The organism is Microcystis sp. M53602_WE12 (genome assembly GCF_030065455.1).
GTDB classification, from domain to species: domain Bacteria; phylum Cyanobacteriota; class Cyanobacteriia; order Cyanobacteriales; family Microcystaceae; genus Microcystis; species Microcystis aeruginosa.
In genome coordinates, this window is record NZ_JASJFB010000893.1 from 1 (window position 1) to 16,996 (window position 16,996).

Annotated in this window: 22 protein-coding genes and 1 pseudogene; 9 read left to right on the plus strand and 14 right to left on the minus strand. The window is 42.8% G+C overall.

Going from position 1 to position 16,996, the window contains the following annotated elements; all coding sequences use genetic code 11:
- The first annotated feature begins 405 nt into the window (after nucleotides 1-405).
- Nucleotides 406-2,253, plus strand: a complete 1,848-nt coding sequence (ltrA, locus tag PX482_RS27265) for a group II intron reverse transcriptase/maturase (RefSeq protein WP_002763643.1) — start codon at nucleotides 406-408, stop codon at nucleotides 2,251-2,253.
- Nucleotides 2,254-2,350: 97 nt separating this feature from the next.
- A complete protein-coding gene (locus tag PX482_RS27270) occupies nucleotides 2,351-3,820 on the plus strand; it encodes a carotenoid oxygenase family protein (protein WP_002763641.1) in 1,470 nt (489 codons plus the stop codon).
- Nucleotides 3,821-3,864: 44 nt separating this feature from the next.
- On the opposite strand, the gene PX482_RS27275 is transcribed toward PX482_RS27270, so the two are convergent.
- Entirely contained in the window at nucleotides 3,865-4,740 is an 876-nt protein-coding gene (locus PX482_RS27275; RefSeq protein ID WP_288094523.1) for a Tab2/Atab2 family RNA-binding protein, read from the minus strand.
- 182 nt (nucleotides 4,741-4,922) lie between these two features.
- The gene (locus PX482_RS27280) at nucleotides 4,923-5,942 is read right to left on the minus strand and encodes a glycosyltransferase (protein ID WP_004163274.1); all 1,020 of its coding nucleotides are present in this window, start codon (nucleotides 5,940-5,942) and stop codon (nucleotides 4,923-4,925) included.
- Nucleotides 5,943-5,944: 2 nt separating this feature from the next.
- Between PX482_RS27280 and PX482_RS27285 the strand changes: the two genes are divergently transcribed.
- Complete coding sequence (locus PX482_RS27285) at nucleotides 5,945-6,235, plus strand: hypothetical protein (protein ID WP_288024380.1); 291 nt, start codon at nucleotides 5,945-5,947, stop codon at nucleotides 6,233-6,235.
- Here PX482_RS27285 and PX482_RS27290 read toward each other — a convergent pair.
- From PX482_RS27290 to grxC, 4 genes are all read right to left on the minus strand, one after another.
- Entirely contained in the window at nucleotides 6,187-6,492 is a 306-nt protein-coding gene (locus PX482_RS27290) for a DUF3593 domain-containing protein (protein WP_043999528.1), read from the minus strand. The two genes, PX482_RS27285 and PX482_RS27290, sit on opposite strands and share 49 nt — an antisense overlap.
- A complete protein-coding gene (locus tag PX482_RS27295; RefSeq protein ID WP_002734463.1) occupies nucleotides 6,485-6,796 on the minus strand; it encodes a DUF2499 domain-containing protein in 312 nt (103 codons plus the stop codon). The genes PX482_RS27290 and PX482_RS27295 overlap by 8 nt, the downstream gene beginning before the upstream one ends.
- A 171-nt stretch (nucleotides 6,797-6,967) precedes the next feature.
- Entirely contained in the window at nucleotides 6,968-7,948 is a 981-nt protein-coding gene (gshB, locus tag PX482_RS27300) for a glutathione synthase (RefSeq protein ID WP_288097455.1), read from the minus strand.
- Nucleotides 7,949-7,963: 15 nt separating this feature from the next.
- Nucleotides 7,964-8,224: a glutaredoxin 3 gene (gene grxC, locus PX482_RS27305; protein WP_002803525.1), complete on the minus strand. Its 261-nt coding sequence runs from the start codon at nucleotides 8,222-8,224 to the stop codon at nucleotides 7,964-7,966.
- A 471-nt stretch (nucleotides 8,225-8,695) separates the two neighbouring features.
- Between grxC and PX482_RS27310 the strand changes: the two genes are divergently transcribed.
- On the plus strand, nucleotides 8,696-9,136 hold the full coding sequence (locus PX482_RS27310) for a hypothetical protein (RefSeq protein ID WP_002753281.1): 441 nt from the start codon (nucleotides 8,696-8,698) through the stop codon (nucleotides 9,134-9,136).
- Here PX482_RS27310 and PX482_RS27315 read toward each other — a convergent pair.
- Together PX482_RS27315 and PX482_RS27320 are read right to left on the minus strand one after the other, a co-directional pair.
- Nucleotides 9,133-9,420, minus strand: coding sequence for a YggT family protein (locus PX482_RS27315; RefSeq protein WP_002763635.1), 288 nt, complete (start codon nucleotides 9,418-9,420; stop codon nucleotides 9,133-9,135). The two genes, PX482_RS27310 and PX482_RS27315, sit on opposite strands and share 4 nt — an antisense overlap.
- Nucleotides 9,421-9,586: 166 nt before the next feature.
- Nucleotides 9,587-9,712 (minus strand): hypothetical protein, encoded by a 126-nt coding sequence (locus tag PX482_RS27320; RefSeq protein WP_287970302.1) that lies wholly within the window; start codon nucleotides 9,710-9,712, stop codon nucleotides 9,587-9,589.
- A 222-nt stretch (nucleotides 9,713-9,934) separates the two neighbouring features.
- Between PX482_RS27320 and rplI the strand changes: the two genes are divergently transcribed.
- From rplI to PX482_RS27340, 4 genes are all read left to right on the plus strand, one after another.
- The gene (gene rplI, locus PX482_RS27325; protein ID WP_002763634.1) at nucleotides 9,935-10,393 is read left to right on the plus strand and encodes a 50S ribosomal protein L9; all 459 of its coding nucleotides are present in this window, start codon (nucleotides 9,935-9,937) and stop codon (nucleotides 10,391-10,393) included.
- Between the two features lie 99 nt (nucleotides 10,394-10,492).
- A complete protein-coding gene (locus PX482_RS27330) occupies nucleotides 10,493-11,077 on the plus strand; it encodes a chromophore lyase CpcT/CpeT (RefSeq protein ID WP_288024389.1) in 585 nt (194 codons plus the stop codon).
- 22 nt (nucleotides 11,078-11,099) lie between these two features.
- On the plus strand, nucleotides 11,100-11,888 hold the full coding sequence (xth, locus tag PX482_RS27335) for an exodeoxyribonuclease III (protein WP_002763631.1): 789 nt from the start codon (nucleotides 11,100-11,102) through the stop codon (nucleotides 11,886-11,888).
- A gap of 149 nt (nucleotides 11,889-12,037) precedes the next feature.
- Nucleotides 12,038-12,592 carry a hypothetical protein gene (locus tag PX482_RS27340; protein ID WP_002763629.1) on the plus strand — a complete coding sequence of 185 codons (555 nt, stop codon included), beginning with the start codon at nucleotides 12,038-12,040 and terminating at the stop codon, nucleotides 12,590-12,592.
- Here the strand turns inward: PX482_RS27340 and PX482_RS27345 are convergent, their stop codons facing one another.
- From PX482_RS27345 to PX482_RS27355, 3 genes are all read right to left on the minus strand, one after another.
- Complete coding sequence (locus PX482_RS27345; protein WP_002763627.1) at nucleotides 12,593-12,910, minus strand: hypothetical protein; 318 nt, start codon at nucleotides 12,908-12,910, stop codon at nucleotides 12,593-12,595.
- A 119-nt stretch (nucleotides 12,911-13,029) separates the two neighbouring features.
- Nucleotides 13,030-13,923 (minus strand): beta-carotene hydroxylase, encoded by an 894-nt coding sequence (crtR, locus tag PX482_RS27350; RefSeq protein ID WP_002763623.1) that lies wholly within the window; start codon nucleotides 13,921-13,923, stop codon nucleotides 13,030-13,032.
- Nucleotides 13,924-14,084: 161 nt separating this feature from the next.
- Entirely contained in the window at nucleotides 14,085-14,462 is a 378-nt protein-coding gene (locus tag PX482_RS27355) for a helix-turn-helix domain-containing protein (RefSeq protein WP_002763622.1), read from the minus strand.
- A 391-nt stretch (nucleotides 14,463-14,853) separates the two neighbouring features.
- Here PX482_RS27355 and PX482_RS27360 point away from each other — a divergent pair, with 391 nt between their 5' ends.
- Entirely contained in the window at nucleotides 14,854-15,420 is a 567-nt protein-coding gene (locus PX482_RS27360; RefSeq protein ID WP_288023343.1) for a PEP-CTERM sorting domain-containing protein, read from the plus strand.
- 69 nt (nucleotides 15,421-15,489) lie between these two features.
- On the opposite strand, the gene PX482_RS27365 is transcribed toward PX482_RS27360, so the two are convergent.
- From PX482_RS27365 to PX482_RS27375, 3 genes and pseudogenes are all read right to left on the minus strand, one after another.
- Complete coding sequence (locus PX482_RS27365; protein WP_288094919.1) at nucleotides 15,490-15,897, minus strand: PIN domain-containing protein; 408 nt, start codon at nucleotides 15,895-15,897, stop codon at nucleotides 15,490-15,492.
- Nucleotides 15,887-16,108, minus strand: a complete 222-nt coding sequence (locus PX482_RS27370; protein WP_288094917.1) for a hypothetical protein — start codon at nucleotides 16,106-16,108, stop codon at nucleotides 15,887-15,889. Before PX482_RS27370 ends, PX482_RS27365 begins: the two co-directional genes overlap by 11 nt.
- A 439-nt stretch (nucleotides 16,109-16,547) precedes the next feature.
- Nucleotides 16,548-16,974: pseudogene (locus tag PX482_RS27375) on the minus strand (IS1 family transposase); the annotation flags it as partial.
- Between the last annotated feature and the right edge of the window lie 22 nt (nucleotides 16,975-16,996).

Genomic DNA, 16,996 nt, shown 5'->3' on the forward strand with positions numbered 1-16,996 from the left:
AGGTGTAACCTAACACCAGAATCGAGACCACTGCCAACCATCCATGATTAGGTGTGAACCGAATGTCCGACCTGAACCATCGTAATTAGCTAGTAGTGAAATAGGTTGACACACTGCGTTCAAAAGAACAAGGGGAAAAGTAAGGAATTTACTAACTCACTTACACAGACCTTTAAAAGTACCCCGATGGATAGGACAAATCTAAAGATGGAATGCCCATATAAACGGAACGTGATAAGCCCTTTCAGGCTCTGAGTATCGGTCGAAATACCCAGTAGTGACAAGTGTAAGCGCAAGCCTTCAAGGGTGTGAGATGTAACCAAAAGCCAACGCCTGACGGTAATAGTCAGGATATGCTAACAGGTTACGGTTTGATTGTAAGGATAGAGTCTAGTAGGAGTCTATATGACGAAATCGAGAGAAGGTAAAGGGTTCGGGAAACCGAAAACCACTAAGACTACGAATGTATGGAAAGCTATCAACTGGGGTAAAATCCAAAGATATGTTTTCAAGCTCCAAAAGAGAATATACCAAGCGGCTAAATCGGGACAGAATGCAAAGGTTAGAAGGTTGCAACGTCTATTGGTGAAATCATACTATGCCCGTCTATTAGCAGTTCGCAAAGTAACCCAAGATAATCAAGGAAAGAAAACAGCAGGAGTCGATGGAGTGATAGCAATATCCCCAGAGCAAAGGCTAAATCTAACCGAAGAAATCAAGGGAACACTTAAAGCAAAACCGTTAAGAAGAGTATGGATTCCTAAACCAGGCAGGGATGAAAAACGTCCACTAGGAATACCAACCATCAAAGACAGAGCTAGACAAGCGTTGATTAAATCGGCACTCGAACCAGAATGGGAGTCAAAAATGGAAGAAACCAGCTACGGTTTTCGACCCGGAAGGTCTTCCCATGATGCAATCGCCAGAATATTTACAACCATCAATAAAAGTAGCTACTTCGTATTAGATGCTGATATTGCCAAGTGTTTTGACCGAATTAATCACAACTTCCTACTGTCAAAGATTCATTGTCCAAGCTCCCTAAAGAAAGACATTAAACAATGGCTCAAAGCAGGAGTCTTGGATAACGGCGTATTTGAAGAAACAGAAACAGGGACACCACAAGGAGGGGTAATAAGTCCACTACTTGCTAACATCGCACTGGATGGAATGGCAAGATTAATCGAAACACTATTCCCCAAAAAGGGTAGTAAAACTCAAGCTGTTCTAATAAGATACGCCGATGATTTTGTAGTAATTTCACCATCACTCGAAATCATTGAACAGTGCCAAACTGCCATTTCTGAATGGTTAAAACCGATAGGACTAGAACTCAAACCAGAAAAAACCAGAGTGTGTCATACACTCAACCCCATTGAGTACAATGGGAAAACAGAAGAACCCGGTTTTGATTTTCTAGGATTCAATATCAGACAATATCCAACAGGAAAGTACAAATCTGGGAAAACAGGAGGGAGAGGAAGCCAATTAATTGGTCACAAAACCCACATCAAACCCAACCAAAAAGCAGTTAAAGCCCACACAGAAGCGATTAAAGGTGTAATCAAAAAACACAAAACAGCACCTCAATCAGCCCTGATTAGTCACTTAAACCCAATCATTAGAGGTTGGGCTAACTACTACTCAGGAGTAGTATCTATGGATACCTTCAATAAACTAGACAATACAATCTGGTTAATGTTAAGGGCATGGACAGTATCAAGATGCGGTAAAGCGAACCACGAAAAGCTGAGAAACTACTTTAGACCGGGTACAGTTAAACTCAGCAATGGGAAAGAAAGACACGAATCTTGGTTATTTCAAACCAAAGATGGTCTCTATCTATGGAAACATAATTGGACACCAAATGTCAGACATACCCTAGTACGCCCCGAAACTTCACCTTACGACGGAAATTGGACCTACTGGGCAACCAGAAGAGGACAAGCAATCGACACACCGACAAGAGTAGCCAAACTACTTAAGAAGCAACAAGGCAAGTGTAGCCGATGTGGGCAGTATTTCACCCCATCGGATTTAATTGAAGTTGACCACATTCACCCTCTCAGCTTAGGCGGAAAGGATGAATATAAGAACCTTCAATTACTACACCGCCACTGTCACGATGATAAATCGGCATCTGATGGAAGCCTAAAATCATCTGGTTTGACAATTTCAGAAGTCAAACTAGATAATACAAGGTTAACCAAAGGAAGTCAAGCTGTATCCTTAACAAGGGAACAGTCAAACTAGGAGCCGTGTGAGGTGAAAGTCTCATGCACGGTTCTGAATGGGAGGGGAGGTCGGTGACGACCTTCTCGACCCCTAATAATACAAACGTAAAACTACTATGGTATTAACTCCGACAATTGGCGAAAAATCCTATAATCGTCAGGATTGGCAAAAAGGCTATCAATCCCAACCTAACGAGTACGATTACGAGGTAGAAGACATCGAGGGGCAAATTCCCCCCGATTTACAGGGTACAGTCTTTAAAAACGGCCCCGGTTTACTCGATATCGCTGGCACTGCGATCGCTCATCCCTTCGATGGGGATGGTATGATCAGCGCGATTAGCTTCAACCATGGGCGCGTACATTATCGTAATCGTTTTGTGAAAACTGAGGGTTATCTCCAGGAACAGAAAGCGGGAAAACCCCTTTATCGCGGTGTTTTCGGCACGAAAAAACCGGGGGGAATTTTCGGCAATGCTTTTGATTTGCGTCTGAAAAATATTGCTAATACTAATGTTATCTACTGGGGTGATAAATTACTGGCACTTTGGGAAGCGGCCGAACCCCATCGCCTCGATGCTAAAACCCTTGATACTATTGGTTTAGACTATCTCGATGGTATCTTGGAAAAAGGCGATTCTTTTGCCGCTCATCCTCGCATCGATCCCGCTTGTATCTTCGATAATCATCAACCTTGTCTGGTAAATTTTGCCATTAAAACGGGTTTGTCGAGTGCCATTACTCTCTACGAAATTAGTCCCACGGGTAAGTTATTACGTCGTCATACCCACAGTATACCTGGCTTCTGTTTTATCCACGATTTTGTTATTACTCCCCACTACGCTATCTTTTTCCAAAACCCGGTTGGTTATAATCCTTTTCCCTTTCTTTTTGGGTTAAAAGGTGCGGGGGAATGCGTCATCAATCAACCGGACAAGTTAACTAAGATTATTATTATCCCCCGGGATCCTAACAAAAGAGAAGTGAAAGTTTTAGAAACTCCATCGGGTTTTGTGTTCCATCATAGCAATGCTTTTGCACAAGGGGAGAAAATTTATATCGATTCTATTTGTTATCAATCCTTACCACAACTGGATTCAAATAGCAATTTTCAATCGGTAGATTTTGATAGTTTAGCTCCCGGACATCTGTGGCGATTTACACTAAATTTATCAGAAAATACCGTTACAAGAGAATGTATTCTAGAGCATTGTTGTGAGTTTCCCAGCATTAATCCTGCAAAAGTTGGTCGAGATTACCGTTATTTATACATCGCTGCCGCTCATCATGCCACTGGTAATGCTCCTTTGCAAGCAATCTTAAAACTGGACTTATTAACGGGAGAAAAACAATTACATTCTTTTGCCCCCCGGGGATTCGCAGGTGAGCCAATTTTTGTGCCTAAACCCGATGGAATCGCTGAAGATGATGGTTGGTTATTGGTAGTTACTTACGATGCGGCCAATCATCGATCGAATGGGGTAATCTTAGATGCTAAAGATATCACTAATTCCCTAGCAGTTATCCATCTTAAACATCATATTCCCTACGGGTTACACGGTAGCTGGACTAGACAATGTTTTTAAGTTAATTCTGTGGGGGTGGATTGAAAACCCACCTTGACTAAACTTTACTCTTGAGAGCCTTCTTGTAGTAGCCAAAAACCAGCGAAGGATTCCGATTCAGGGTTAGATTGAATGGCTAAAAAATGCAGATTATTGGCTTTTTGTTTAGCTTCTTCAAAGTTTTTGGCTTCGTTTAAAGTCTCGGCATTAGTGACGTTGACGAGAATCCAGCTATCACTAGCACCCGTTTCTAAACGTAGCAGAGGACGAGAACCAGTTTCTAACTTTAAATAGGCCATTTCTAACCCTGACATCCAACCAGCTAATGGTAAAGCGCGGGGGGAAAAAATAACTAAACCGGGGATTTTTAGATTCTCATCTAACCCCATTCCCAGTATAGGCAAATTTTCTCCGAAGCTAATATCCCAATCTTTTAAATCATTAAAAGAAGACAATTCTAGCGTAACAAAAGCCCATTTATCTGCCTTATCTCCCCGGACAGCATCGGGAAGGGGAACAGCATTTAAAGGGGGATAATTAACGGAAGCAGTTTTAGTTAAATTTTGATCATAACCAACTTCTTGAGGGTATAAATTAACCATTCTTTCTTCTATCCATCTAGTTAAAGCATGAGTGCGACGACTAGGGGAAGCGGGAATACCGATATCCTCGCAAGCTTTGCTAATCATGTTATTCATCTGACGACGGAAAAAGCGAATTTTTTTGGGAGTTACCCCCGCTTCCTTGATAGCTGCAGTAACTGCCTCTCCTAACCATTGGGAATTAACCATCGTATTAGGACAATAACTGGCATATTTAAATATTGTATCGGAGGAGCGATCGATTGTTGCCGGAGTTTCACAGATTAATAATTCCCATCTTTTTTTATTATTTTCATCCACCACCGGCCGCGAATAAAAATCAAGTTCCCAAATAGTCATATTTTTTTCAGTTATCAGTTATCAGTTATCAGTTATCAGTTATCAGTGATTCAGTTATCAGTGATTTAGTTATCAGTCATCAGATTTGAGTTTTCAGTGAACAATATTAAGTGGCAAGTTCCGAGATGTCTTTTCACTGATTACTGTTTACTGATTACTGTTTACTGCTCACTGATTACTGCTCACTGCTCACTGAAAAATCCCCTATTCCCGACAACAGTACGAACGCGGTAGATGGGACGTTTTTGGGATTCATGGTAAGTTCGCATCAAAATTTCTGCCAAAAGACCAAAACAGAGTAATTGTACCCCAGTTAAAAAGAATAACACGGCCAGGATTAACAAAGGTCGATCGCCGATTTCTTGTCCGAAACCGAGTTTGAGAATAGTCAGATAAGTGCCTAGAATAATCCCCACTACCATCGATAACAGTCCGTAGAGTCCAAAAATGTGCATCGGACGGGTGAGGAACTTTTTCATAAAAAAGACAGTAAATAAGTCCATAATCACGCGAATTGTGCGACCTAAACCATATTTACTCTGTCCGAACCGTCTAGCGTGGTGATTAACGGGAATTTCGGTTATTTTTGCCCCTTCAATAAAAGCCAATGCGGGTAAAAAGCGATGTAATTCCCCGTAAAGATTCATATCGGCGACTAATTCGGCTCGATAGGCTTTCAAAGAACAACCGTAGTCGTGTAATTTGACCCCTGTAACCTTTGCTATCAGCCAATTAGCTATTTTTGAGGGTAAAAGCCGTTTTACCCGGTCATCTTGGCGATTTTTGCGCCAGCCACTCACGAGGTCATAACCTTCCTCTAATTTGGCCAATAATAGGGGTATATCATTGGGATCGTTCTGTAAATCGCCGTCGAGGGTAACGATTATCTGTCCCGTGGCATAATTAAATCCGGCAGCCATGGCGGGGGTTTGTCCGTAGTTGCGTCGCAATATTACCGCCTTGAGATCATCGCGATTTTTGGCTAAATTAGTTAAAACCTCGGTGGAACCGTCCTTAGAACCGTCGTCAACACAGATTATCTCGTAGTTAATTTGATAAGAACGCAAAATCGTGGCGATACTCTCGACGAGATGGGGGATACTGTCCACTTCGTTATAAATGGGAACCACTACCGATAAAGTCTGGATGGCAGCCTGCGGGTTTGGTTCGTTGACACTGATGGACGGTGTAATCGGGGACATATTTGACTGACGCGGGGACGTTTTGGGGCGATTGTATCACAATTCAGTTATCAGTTATCAGTTATCAGTTATCAGTTATCAGTCATCAGTTCACTGATTACTGTTTACTGTTCACTGTCCACTGTTCCCTGAAAATACCCCCCACTTCCCACTTCCCCACTTCCCCACTTCCCACACCCTACACCCCACACCCTACACCCCAATTCCCACTTCCCCACACCCCACACCCCACACCCCACACCCCTTATCCCTGTTCCCCTTTCTCTGTTTCCTTTTTCGCTAAAATTGCCTGACGAAAACCTAAGACGACGAGAATATTGGAGAGGGTGAGGAAAAATTCGGCGCTGCCGTGTAACCAATCGACGTTAGCTAATTCTTGACCATAGTGGATTTTGGCGTAGATACCGGCAGGAATGGTGATAAAAACGAAGATTAACAGCACATAAAAGCCAATTAGGGCTAAACGGGGCATTTTTCCCGAACGAGTGATCAACCAAAGAAACCCCAGATAGGGAAACAGGGAGATGGCAAATAAACTCTCTTTATTCATTGTTAACGCTAATTTTACTGGAACGCCACAGCCACCAACCGGCAGCACAGAGGGTAAAATTTCCTAAGACAGTCATGGCTGCCTGTAGGGTGACTAACCAGGATAAGGCACTGATATTATCAAAAAAATGCCATGTACAGGCACACATGGCCCCAATTAAAGCGGGTAACATCCCCCAAGATAACATTCGCCACGATCGATCGCTACTGATGTCGCCATAGGTCCAGACTAACCAGATTGCCGCTATCCATTCTACGACACTCGATACATGAACTATCCACGTCGGTATTGATAAAGCATTCATTTTTTTACAGTTATCAGTTATCAGTTATCAGTTATCAGTGGGTAAGTTATCAGTTATCAGTTATCAGTTATCAGATTTGAGTTCTTATCTCGTTCCCAGGTTCTACTTGGGAACCCTTTATTCAGGTTCTACCTGAAGGATATTTTAATAAAGAGCCTTAAATATTGTGTGTCAAGGCCGAGCCTTGGCACAAGCAAAATTTTCTAGCCATTGAATTACCTGTTGAGCTAAACTAACATTGTTTAATCGATCGATCTCGCGAATGCCGGTGGGACTGGTGACATTAACTTCGGTGAGGTAGCCACCAATCACATCTAATCCGACAAAATATAGGCCATCTTCTCGTAATTTTGGGGCTAAAGTGGCACAGATTTCTAATTCTCGATCGCTGATTGCTGTTTTTGCTACTCGTCCACCCACGGCCATATTACCGCGAAATTCTGAACCGGTGGGAATGCGATTAACTGCCCCGATGGGTTCACCATTGAGGACAATAATGCGTTTATCTCCTTCTTGGGCAGCTGGTAAATAATCTTGAATCATTACCGGTTCTTGTCCCCATTTTGTGCTAATTTCAATCATTGAATTGAGATTGCGATCTTCGGGACTAAGAAATAAAATTCCCTCCCCTGCTTTGCCCCCCAAAGGTTTCATAACTGCCGCCCCTTTTTGGTTGACAAATTCCCTAATTGTCGCTTTATCTTGGGAAACAATTGTGGCGGGCATTACCTGAGCAAAGTGAATAGTATATAACTTTTCGTTGGCATGGCGTAAACCCCTAGTTGAGTTAATTACTTGGGTTTTTTGGGGGTCGATCAGGTCTAATAAATAGGTGGCATAAAGATAGGCAATCGTCACGGGTGGGTCTTTTCGCATCCAGACAAAATCGAAGTTTTCTAGGCAGGTAAAAACTGTCTCTTGTCTTTGATACCATTGAGATACAGCCACCCAATGATTATCTTTTAACTCCACGGGAACCAGTTCAATTTTAGTTAGTTTTGCCCAAGCTTTTCCCGCAATCGCACTGAGATCCGTGATGGAAGTCATCCAGACTTCATGGCCTAATAATTGGGACGCTTCCATGATAGCTACACTGGTATCATGGCCCGGATCTAAATACTCGATCGGATCGATAATAAAGGCTAGTTTCATTAATAGTTTTTATCCTTAATTCTGCAACAGGGGAGCTAAACCACCACTTCTATCTAAAGCATAGATGTCATCGCAGCCCCCGATGTGTTGATCGTTTATAAAAATTTGTGGTACACTTGTACGACCATTGGCTCGATCGGACATTTTGGCTCGCGCTCTTTCATCACCATCGATACAATATTCGGTAAACTCCACCCCTTTTTTCTTGAGTAATGCTTTAGCGCGGATACAGAAAGGACAGGAACTCCAAGTATAGATCTCAACATTAGCGGCCATAAAATTTATCTCCCTTCTTTACATATCTTAAATTTTAGCCGATAACCGAGCAGTGATCTTCCTTCAGGTCAGAAAACGCCAATTAGGGCGATTCCACTGATATATTGCTTGTATTTCCCATTCTTCACCGTTTTGAAAGCGAATACGGCAACTAACAGGGGGGGAATCATCCTCACTTTCATTTACGGCGTTGTCAGATCAGAATAGGTAAAGATGCAATGCAATCCTTGCTATCAAAGTAATTTCAGTTCCGGTGCTGATTCGGAGCATCTTTCAATTTGACAACGCCTATTGTAGGGCTAATTCATGAATTAGCCCTACACCTATTACCTCACAGGTAAACCCGTCGCAACTATCGAGAGCGTCTGTGGGAATCCATTCCCATGAGAGTCCTAAAAAAGCTGATTTCAAAGGGTGACGATCCACGATAATCTAAGTATTGGGGAAATCATACCGTAAAATCACTCATCTATGACACCACGCTCGCTCACCGTTTTGCTCCTTTCTGTTCTTTTCTGGCTGTCTAGCTTGCTTATCATCCCTACTGCTCAAGCTTTGACCCCAATTCAACTATTAGATGTATCTTACAAAGACTGTCCCCCCGAATTAGCCGAGGGGAGTGTCACCAGTGGGGGAACCAGTTTTCCGGCTAATTGTTTTTTAATCACCGGCAAAGCTAAAAATAATTCCGGAAAAACCGTCTATGATGCCGATGTTTTTGGTCGGATTTACGATGCTAACGGGGAACCGGCTTTACAAAATCGTAGCCGAGTCGGGGCAATTCCAGAAGTGCCGCCAGGGATTAGTGATTTCGAGATCAGAATTTCTGTTTCTACCAATCAACCAACCCCCTTGCGACTGGAAAAATTCAAAGCTTCCGGTTTTACCAGCAGTGTGGATCCGCGGATTTAGAAACTGCTACTGACCAGACTGCTGGCCCCTGTGGCTACGACACTCTGAACAACGTTGAGCAGCAGGAACGCGAGGATCGGGGACAAGTCCATCCCGCCTAGGGGTGGGATAATCGAGCGAAAGAGGTTTAAATAGGGATCGGTAATCGGACTGAGAAAAGACATAATCTGATAGGCCCAACCAGCATTTTGGAACCAAGTCAGTAAAACCCTAACAATTAGGATTACCGAGTAAATTTGCAGGAAATTGTTGATTATCGTCAAAATAAACCCTATATCGCTCATAAATAAATCTTTCCTCAAGAGGGCGTGATGGTTAGTTTAGCTTTGATCTTACCAAAAAAATAGTCTTTAGTTACTCTCGCCGCCCTGTCTTACTGGTTTTAACCAGCTATCGGCATTCCTCCCAGTTGACGGACACTGGGGAAGAAAACTGAATACAGCAGTTATCTTAATGATGAGATAGGAAGTTTTCCTTTTGGGGAGACTCGGATTGTTCAAGTAGGGTTTGCGGCAAAAAGTTTTTCGTGGGGGTAGGGTGTGGGGTGTGGGGTGTGGGGTGTGGGGTTTTACCCATTTTCAGGGAAAAAGTCCAGGAATTTTCCCCCCAATCACTCCAATGGTCGGCAGTTTTTGAGGGAAAAAAAGTCTAAAAACCTTATCCAACAAGGTTGTTAGATTTATTCAGCAAACCCCAAGTAGTTTTTCCATAGCTAACTGACGGTCCGGATGGGAGGACAGATAAAAACGATTGCATGGTATGATAGGGGTTTTGGAACTATTGTTTTAGGTCAAGATCATGGCGAAACGAATGCAGGTTATCCTCAATCAAAAAGTCAGCAAATTAGGTGAAAATGGCGATGTGGTGGAAGTGGCCCCCGGTTATGCGCGCAATTACCTTATCCCCCAAGGTGTGGCCGTTTTAGCCACCAAGGGCGCGATTAAACAGGCAGAATTTAGGAAAGAAAAAGAGCGTCAACGTCTCCTCGCTGAAAAACAAGAAGCGGAAACCAGAAAAACTGCGATCGAAAAACTCAGTCCCTACAGCATCCCTAAACAGGTGGGTGAAAACGAGGCAATTTTCGGTACTGTCACCAGTCAAGATGTGGCTACGGTTATTCTAGAAAATGCTAAATTAGAAATCGATCGCCGTGGTATTACCGTCCCCGATATCGGTCAATTGGGAGTCTATAAAGTACAAGTCAAACTCCATCCCGAAGTTAATGCCGATATCGAAATTAAAGTAATCGCACAATAACAATTGTCGGGGCATAGTTATCAGTAATCAGTGAAAATTTATCAGAGCGATTAACTAGCTGATGGCTGATAGCTAATAGCCATTCACATCTCAAAAACTATGACTCATCCCACGGATATAAAAACCCTAGCGCGCTGGATGGCGGCGGATTTTAGTAATCAAGAACAAGCTTTTGCTAATCCGCCTTTTTTTGCCCATATTCGCGTGTGTATGCGCCCTTTGCCCGATGAATTACTGAATGGAACCAGCTTATTTTTAGAGCAGGCCTACGATTTTATGCTCAATACTCCCTATCGTTTGCGAGTATTTAAATTATCGGTAGTCGATGATCATATTGAACTAGAAAACTTTAAAGTTAAAGAGGAAGCTAACTTTTTTGGTGCTTCTAGAGAACCCCAACGTCTCAAAAATCTCAGCTTAGACTTATTAGAACCGATGCTGGGTTGTGATATGAATGTCACTTGGACAGGTAACAGTTTTAAAGGGGTGGTAAAACCGGGTAAACAATGTTTAGTCTTTCGCAAAGATAGAATGACTTATTTAGATAATAGTTTTGAAATTAGTGAACGGGGATTAATTAGCGTTGATCGCGGTTTAGATCCCGAAACCGATCAATTAGTCTGGGGTTCGATCGCCGGTCCCTTTGAGTTTGTGCGTCGCACCAGTTTTGCTGAGGAAGTGTGAGAAAAATTATCGGTTTTTAGCTATGAAAATCGCCACATGGAATGTCAACTCGATTCGCAGCCGACAAGAGCAGGTAATTAATTGGTTACAACTCAATCCCGTTGAGGTTTTGTGCTTGCAAGAAACTAAGGTAATCGATCGAGATTTTCCCAGAGAAGCTTTTGAATCTTTGGGTTATCATCTCTATATTTCTGGACAAAAATCCTATAATGGTGTGGCGATTTTTAGCCAGAAACCCATGGACGATATCACTGTGGGATTTAGTCCAATTATCGGCGAAAATTTAACAGGAGAACTAGACGAACAAAAACGGCTAATTACTGGAGTAATCGGCGATATTCGGATTATTAATCTCTACGTTCCTAATGGTTCTTCCCTAGATAGTGACAAGTATATTTATAAGCTTAAATGGTTAGAAACTCTCAGGAAATATCTAGATAAAATTATTAATTCTCAACCTGAAGAATTATGTATCTGCGGAGATTTTAATATTGCCTTAGAAGATAAAGATATTTATGATCCCAAGGGCAAAGAAAATCATATTATGTCTTCAGCTAAAGAAAGAGAAGCTTTAGAAAAGGTCTTAGAAATTGGCTTACAAGATGCCTTTAGAAAATTCACCTCGGCAGCGGGACATTATAGTTGGTGGGATTATCGCAGCGGTGGTTTTGCTCGTAACCGAGGTTGGCGAATCGATCATCTTTATTTAACTCCTCAGCTATACGAAAAAGCCGTTAATTGTCTGATCGATCGAGAACCCAGAAAACAAGAAAAACCTAGCGATCATACCCCTGTTATTCTGGAAATATAACGCAAAAATAGCTAAAGGATCAACCTAGACTTTGCACAGTCAGAATTTTGCTCTCTTAGCTTCCCTAACTAGGGACTTTCACCTTGAGGATTTATTCGGTAACGAGAAAATGCTATGATTCGGGTTGAATTTACCAAGTTTATTAAATTATGCGTTCTCCCCAATTAATTGTTCTATTGCTCGGTTTATCCCTTCTCCCCGGCATCTCCCCCGCTTTTGTCCATGCTAATCCCTCGATAGTGCCAGTGAAACAATCGAGTAATCGCGATGGGGGACAAACAATCAAGGAAGCGGAAATTAAAGCAATGATTCAAGACATTGAAACCGCCATTAAAGATAAAAATATCGCCCTAATCCTCAAACACTATGCCCCGTTTATTTCCTCGCAATTGACCATTAAAACCGATGCTAGTACCGAAATTTTTGAGTTAAATGGCATCACGGAACATAAAATATTTTTAGAGGAATCCTACAAAAATATTAAAAGTATAGAGGTTCTTTCTGAGAATTGGGACGTGGATATTCTTGCAAATAACGAGATGGCGATTATCACTCGCGAGCGGGTAGTCAATATTACCAACACCGAGGGTGATAACTATATAGTGGCATCGGAAGCGGTGGCTAAAGTCGCTCCCATCGACGGTAAATTGAGGATATTTTCCATTCAAGAAACCGCCGAAGTGGGACGCAGACCAAAAAAATAATCAACCTCTCCGGTTGGGACTGGACCAACCCGACTCCCGCCGTCTTCTTCCCTCGATAAAACCGTCATCGTAGTCTCTAGAATTGCGCGGATTATCATAGCGGGCAAAGTTAAAACCGTCCTCTAGTCCGCGCTGAAATTCTTGCTCTGGTGGCACAAATCGATAACGTTGTCTATTATCCTGTACCGCCCGGTTGATTAACAAAGCCCCCGCTCCAATACCCACGGCCTCACCAAAGGTTAAAGACTTAGCATAATCGATGTTAATTGTCAAGAAAGTTGTTGTTAAAATTAAGGCTTTTCCCCAATGTTGACCCATAAAATCCTCCTTCAAAAAATCAAGTTGACAACAAAACCGGTACAGATACAAAGTTTCTCATAAAATCGACCACCGACTCCCCAAAACGAAAACCTTGTACCTCACCATTACGATAAATGCTATGAGCTAGATTTAGAAGAATGGGAGTGAAAGCGAATCCCCAAGAAGACATCGTAGAGGAAACTCCAGAAATTCTTACCTTGCAGTAAACCTAAAGACTGTTCACAATCTTTCGCATCTAAAAGCGGTTTAGTGGCATAGTATGCCGGTTGGTATTTGTACCAGGGAATCGACGGCCAGAGATGATGCACGAGATGATAATTCTGCCCTAAAATCAGCAGATTTAAGAGGGGACTGGGGTAAACTCGGGCATTTTTCCAACGATTGCGCTCTTGGAAAGGACGATGGGGGAGATAATCGAAAAATAAACCGAGGGCAATTCCCACCACTAAAGCGGGAACAAACCAAAAATTCATCACATAGCTGATAAAACCGTATTGACAGGCGACGATGACTATGGTAGCAACAAAAAGACGACTGAGGAACCATTCCAGCAGTTCGTATTTCCGCCAGAGTTGCCGCTTAAAAAAGAAAATCTCGTGATAAAAAAATCTGGCCGCAATCATCCACAAAGGGCCACCGGTGGAGACAAAATGATCTGGATCATTTTCGGGATCGTTAACGTGAGCGTGGTGCTGTAAATGGACTCTAGTGAAGACCGGAAAGGCAAAACCGAGCATTAAAGCACTACCATGACCTAAAATAGCATTAAATAGCCGATTGCTATGGGCAGAATTATGAGAGGCATCGTGGATAACTGTCCCCGATAAATGTAAAGCGAGGACATTAGCACTAAAACAAATCCAGTCAGGCCAGGACCATAGCCAATAGCCACAGGTAGATAGGGTTATTAGGCTCAAGGCACTAAAAAACATGGTAACGTTTGGGTTGAAGCCCCCCGGTGCTTTTAAATACTCTTTGGGGACTGTCAGCAACATCTCGGCCGACTGCATTATGGGTGTTGCTCCTTATTGTGTTCGCTTTACTGGCGTAAATTATCATACTACGGCTTTTTCATAAAGTTTTGTAACATTATCTTAATTAATCTAAAGTTATGAAGAAAGTAAGGATTTGTTATATGGTCTTCCCCCCCAGTCCCCGAGGGAAAGCGAGGCTACAAGAGAAAATCACGGGCGCTTAACGCCAGTTTCGCACTTAAACGATTAAAAAATTCGGCTAGAGACTCGGCTTGAGAGGGAGCGATCGCTTGTTTCCCCCCTATCACCGATTCTACTCTATCCCGATCGCCGAAAATATCGACAAGACACTCCCTATCGATATCGAATTCATCAAGTAAAGATTCTAACGTAGCGGTAGGATTTGTTCGGGCGATCGGATAATGTTTCCGCTCGTATTCTTCCACCAATAACACCAATAAATCGAATAATAGTCCTTCGTCATTGCTTAACTCCCGTGACATCATCCCTTCAATTATGCTTAAAAATCGCTCGTATTCTTGGGAGTTATTAATCGGTTTCGGTTGATACTGCAAGCGACCTTGAACCTCTACTAAATTTTTCCAGTTAGCCTTACTAGCGAAGTTATATCAATCGGTAAGAGCTTCTTCTGCGTCCGAGTGGCGCTCCCAAAACTCTCCTAATTTAACTTTACTGATCACGCCCATCGATCGCTAGTTTTATTGTTGTTTTTAACTTAGATAAACATCGATCGCTCTAATAATTATAGTGTATGCCAATTTTACCGATCGCCCCTCGCACCCCAGAAAAGCGCACCACTTCGCCGCTCTCTTGGGAGATCGCCCTCAATCCCGAATCGAGTAATCAATAGGTAGATAAAGCATAATAAATATAAATAGCAACAACCTTGACAAAATCGGGGGGGGAGGGTATAGTGGGTGGGAATTTAGCTAAACAATGTATTCTATGCCACTTAAAAGTTCCTTTTGCTATTCCGTCGCCCTCGCCACGGTAGCCACCGCCACCCTCGCACCAGTTGCCAGCGCCGCAACTTTTAACTTTTCCTACACCTCCAGCTTAGGAACCATCACTGCGACGGTTGACGGAACCCTGCAACTGGATAACAACACGGTATTCGTCAGTTCTATCAGTAATACCACCTTTAACGGCTCTCCCGCTCCTGCCCTCCCGTTCATAGGTTCTTATCTCGATAGCATTCTTGCTGGTGTTGTTGTAACGGGTCAGGCGGTGCTATCCCTAGACGGAGCGGGACTGGATTTTGTCGCTTGTAACACGACGAATTGTATTGATGGATTCGGCTTTTTGCCCCCTAACGCTATTGTAGGTAACACGACCGACCTGTTCGCTTCCGGCAGTGCCTACGGTTCTACTCTTCCTGAACTCTTCGTTCTCGCCAATTATTCCCTGACCCCGGCTGGCACTACCACCGTTCCCGAACCGGCGACGGTTCTCGGTTTACTCTCCGTTGCCGGGGTCGGTTTATTGTGCAAAGGCCGGAAACTGGAAAAGTAATTTTGACCGACTGATCCCCCTGCCCTCCTTATCAAGGGGGGTGTCTGACAACTTTTAACACCTACCTACTTAACTAAAGGGATTAATAATCATCAATTGATTCTCGATTCGCTGACCATCTTGTAAATCTTCACTGTAGAGAATTTGACAGCCCGCTTCCAGAGCGCTGGCCAGTATTAAACTATCAAAGTAACTATATTGATAACGTTCCGCTAGATTCAATGCCATCTCTATCGTATTAACAGAAACGAGGACGATTGGGAATCCCTCGGAAAGCTCTTGTACAGCGTCTCGAATTTGCGAATAGCTTAGGGAAAATTTCCGTTTTAATACATTTATCGTTTCATTTAAAACCTGTGTACTAATCCAAGCCTCACCCGATCCAACACAATCAATCGCTCGCTGTCGTTTATCCGGCTCATCCTCAGAATACCCGTAAATTAAGACATTAGTATCGATAAAAACTTTATCGGGCATTAGCCTCGTCCCGATCGAATGTAAATCCCCGTGTATTTAAAGAAATCGCCTCGAACATCGTTTTTTCAGTTTTCTGGCTCGGATCGGGGACGATTTCCGAGTCATCCAAAACAATCACCCGTATCATCTTACCTTCCCATCGAGAAGAATATCGGGGGGGAACGCTCACCTGACCGTCATAAATAACCGTCCTAAATTCGATCGCTTCCATACATAGCTCCAATTAAACCCTATCTCTACTTTAGCTCTAGAGTTAAGCGATCGATTAAATCCTATCAGGGGAACTGGGACAACGGGAACACCGAAACGGAGACTATAACTATTTTAATGCTAGTTATTTTGTTTGTCTTTGGCCAATGAAAAGAGCGATCGGCGGCTAGAGTATTTCTTTGATGATACTATAACCCCCCGCACCCTAGAAAAGCGCACCCCTTCGCGCATCTCTGGGAGATCGCCCTCAATCCCTAATCGAGTAATCAATAGCTAAATGAAGCATAAGAAATATAAATGATAAAAATCTTGACAAAATGGGCGGGCGGGGGTATAGCAGGGGGGAATTTAGCTAAACAATGTCTTCTATGCCACTCAAAAGTTCCTTTTGCGGTGGTGATTCGGTAGTAGTGATGGCGGCTTAATCCTTTGCTTTGCTGTGCATTGTAGTCATGGATAAAATACCAAAGGGCTCCCCAACGTGATTCTCCATTTTTTTAGAGAAAGATAGACTCTCTCTCACCAACCGAGAAATCTTTTGTCGAAAGGTATTATTTAATCTTTCAATATGATTGGTTTGACCAGTTTCTTTTCCGACCAGTCGATGACGTTTACTAGGAATTACTTTCTTATAGTACTCCCAAAAGTCTGTGTAAGCAGCCGCGCATTGTCGGTAAACACCTGGTAAACTGGCCCCAAAGTTTTTTGGCTGATTGACGACTCCTATCTCCGCGCATAGCAACCAATAATTTCTCGCGTAGTTCTATCGATAGCTAACCAAATATATACCTTGACTTTCTGACAAAATACGAATGACCATAACTCATCACATTCTATGATTAATTTGCCTTTAGGTTTGTCTGTTACCTATGCCTGGCGAGGAACTTGG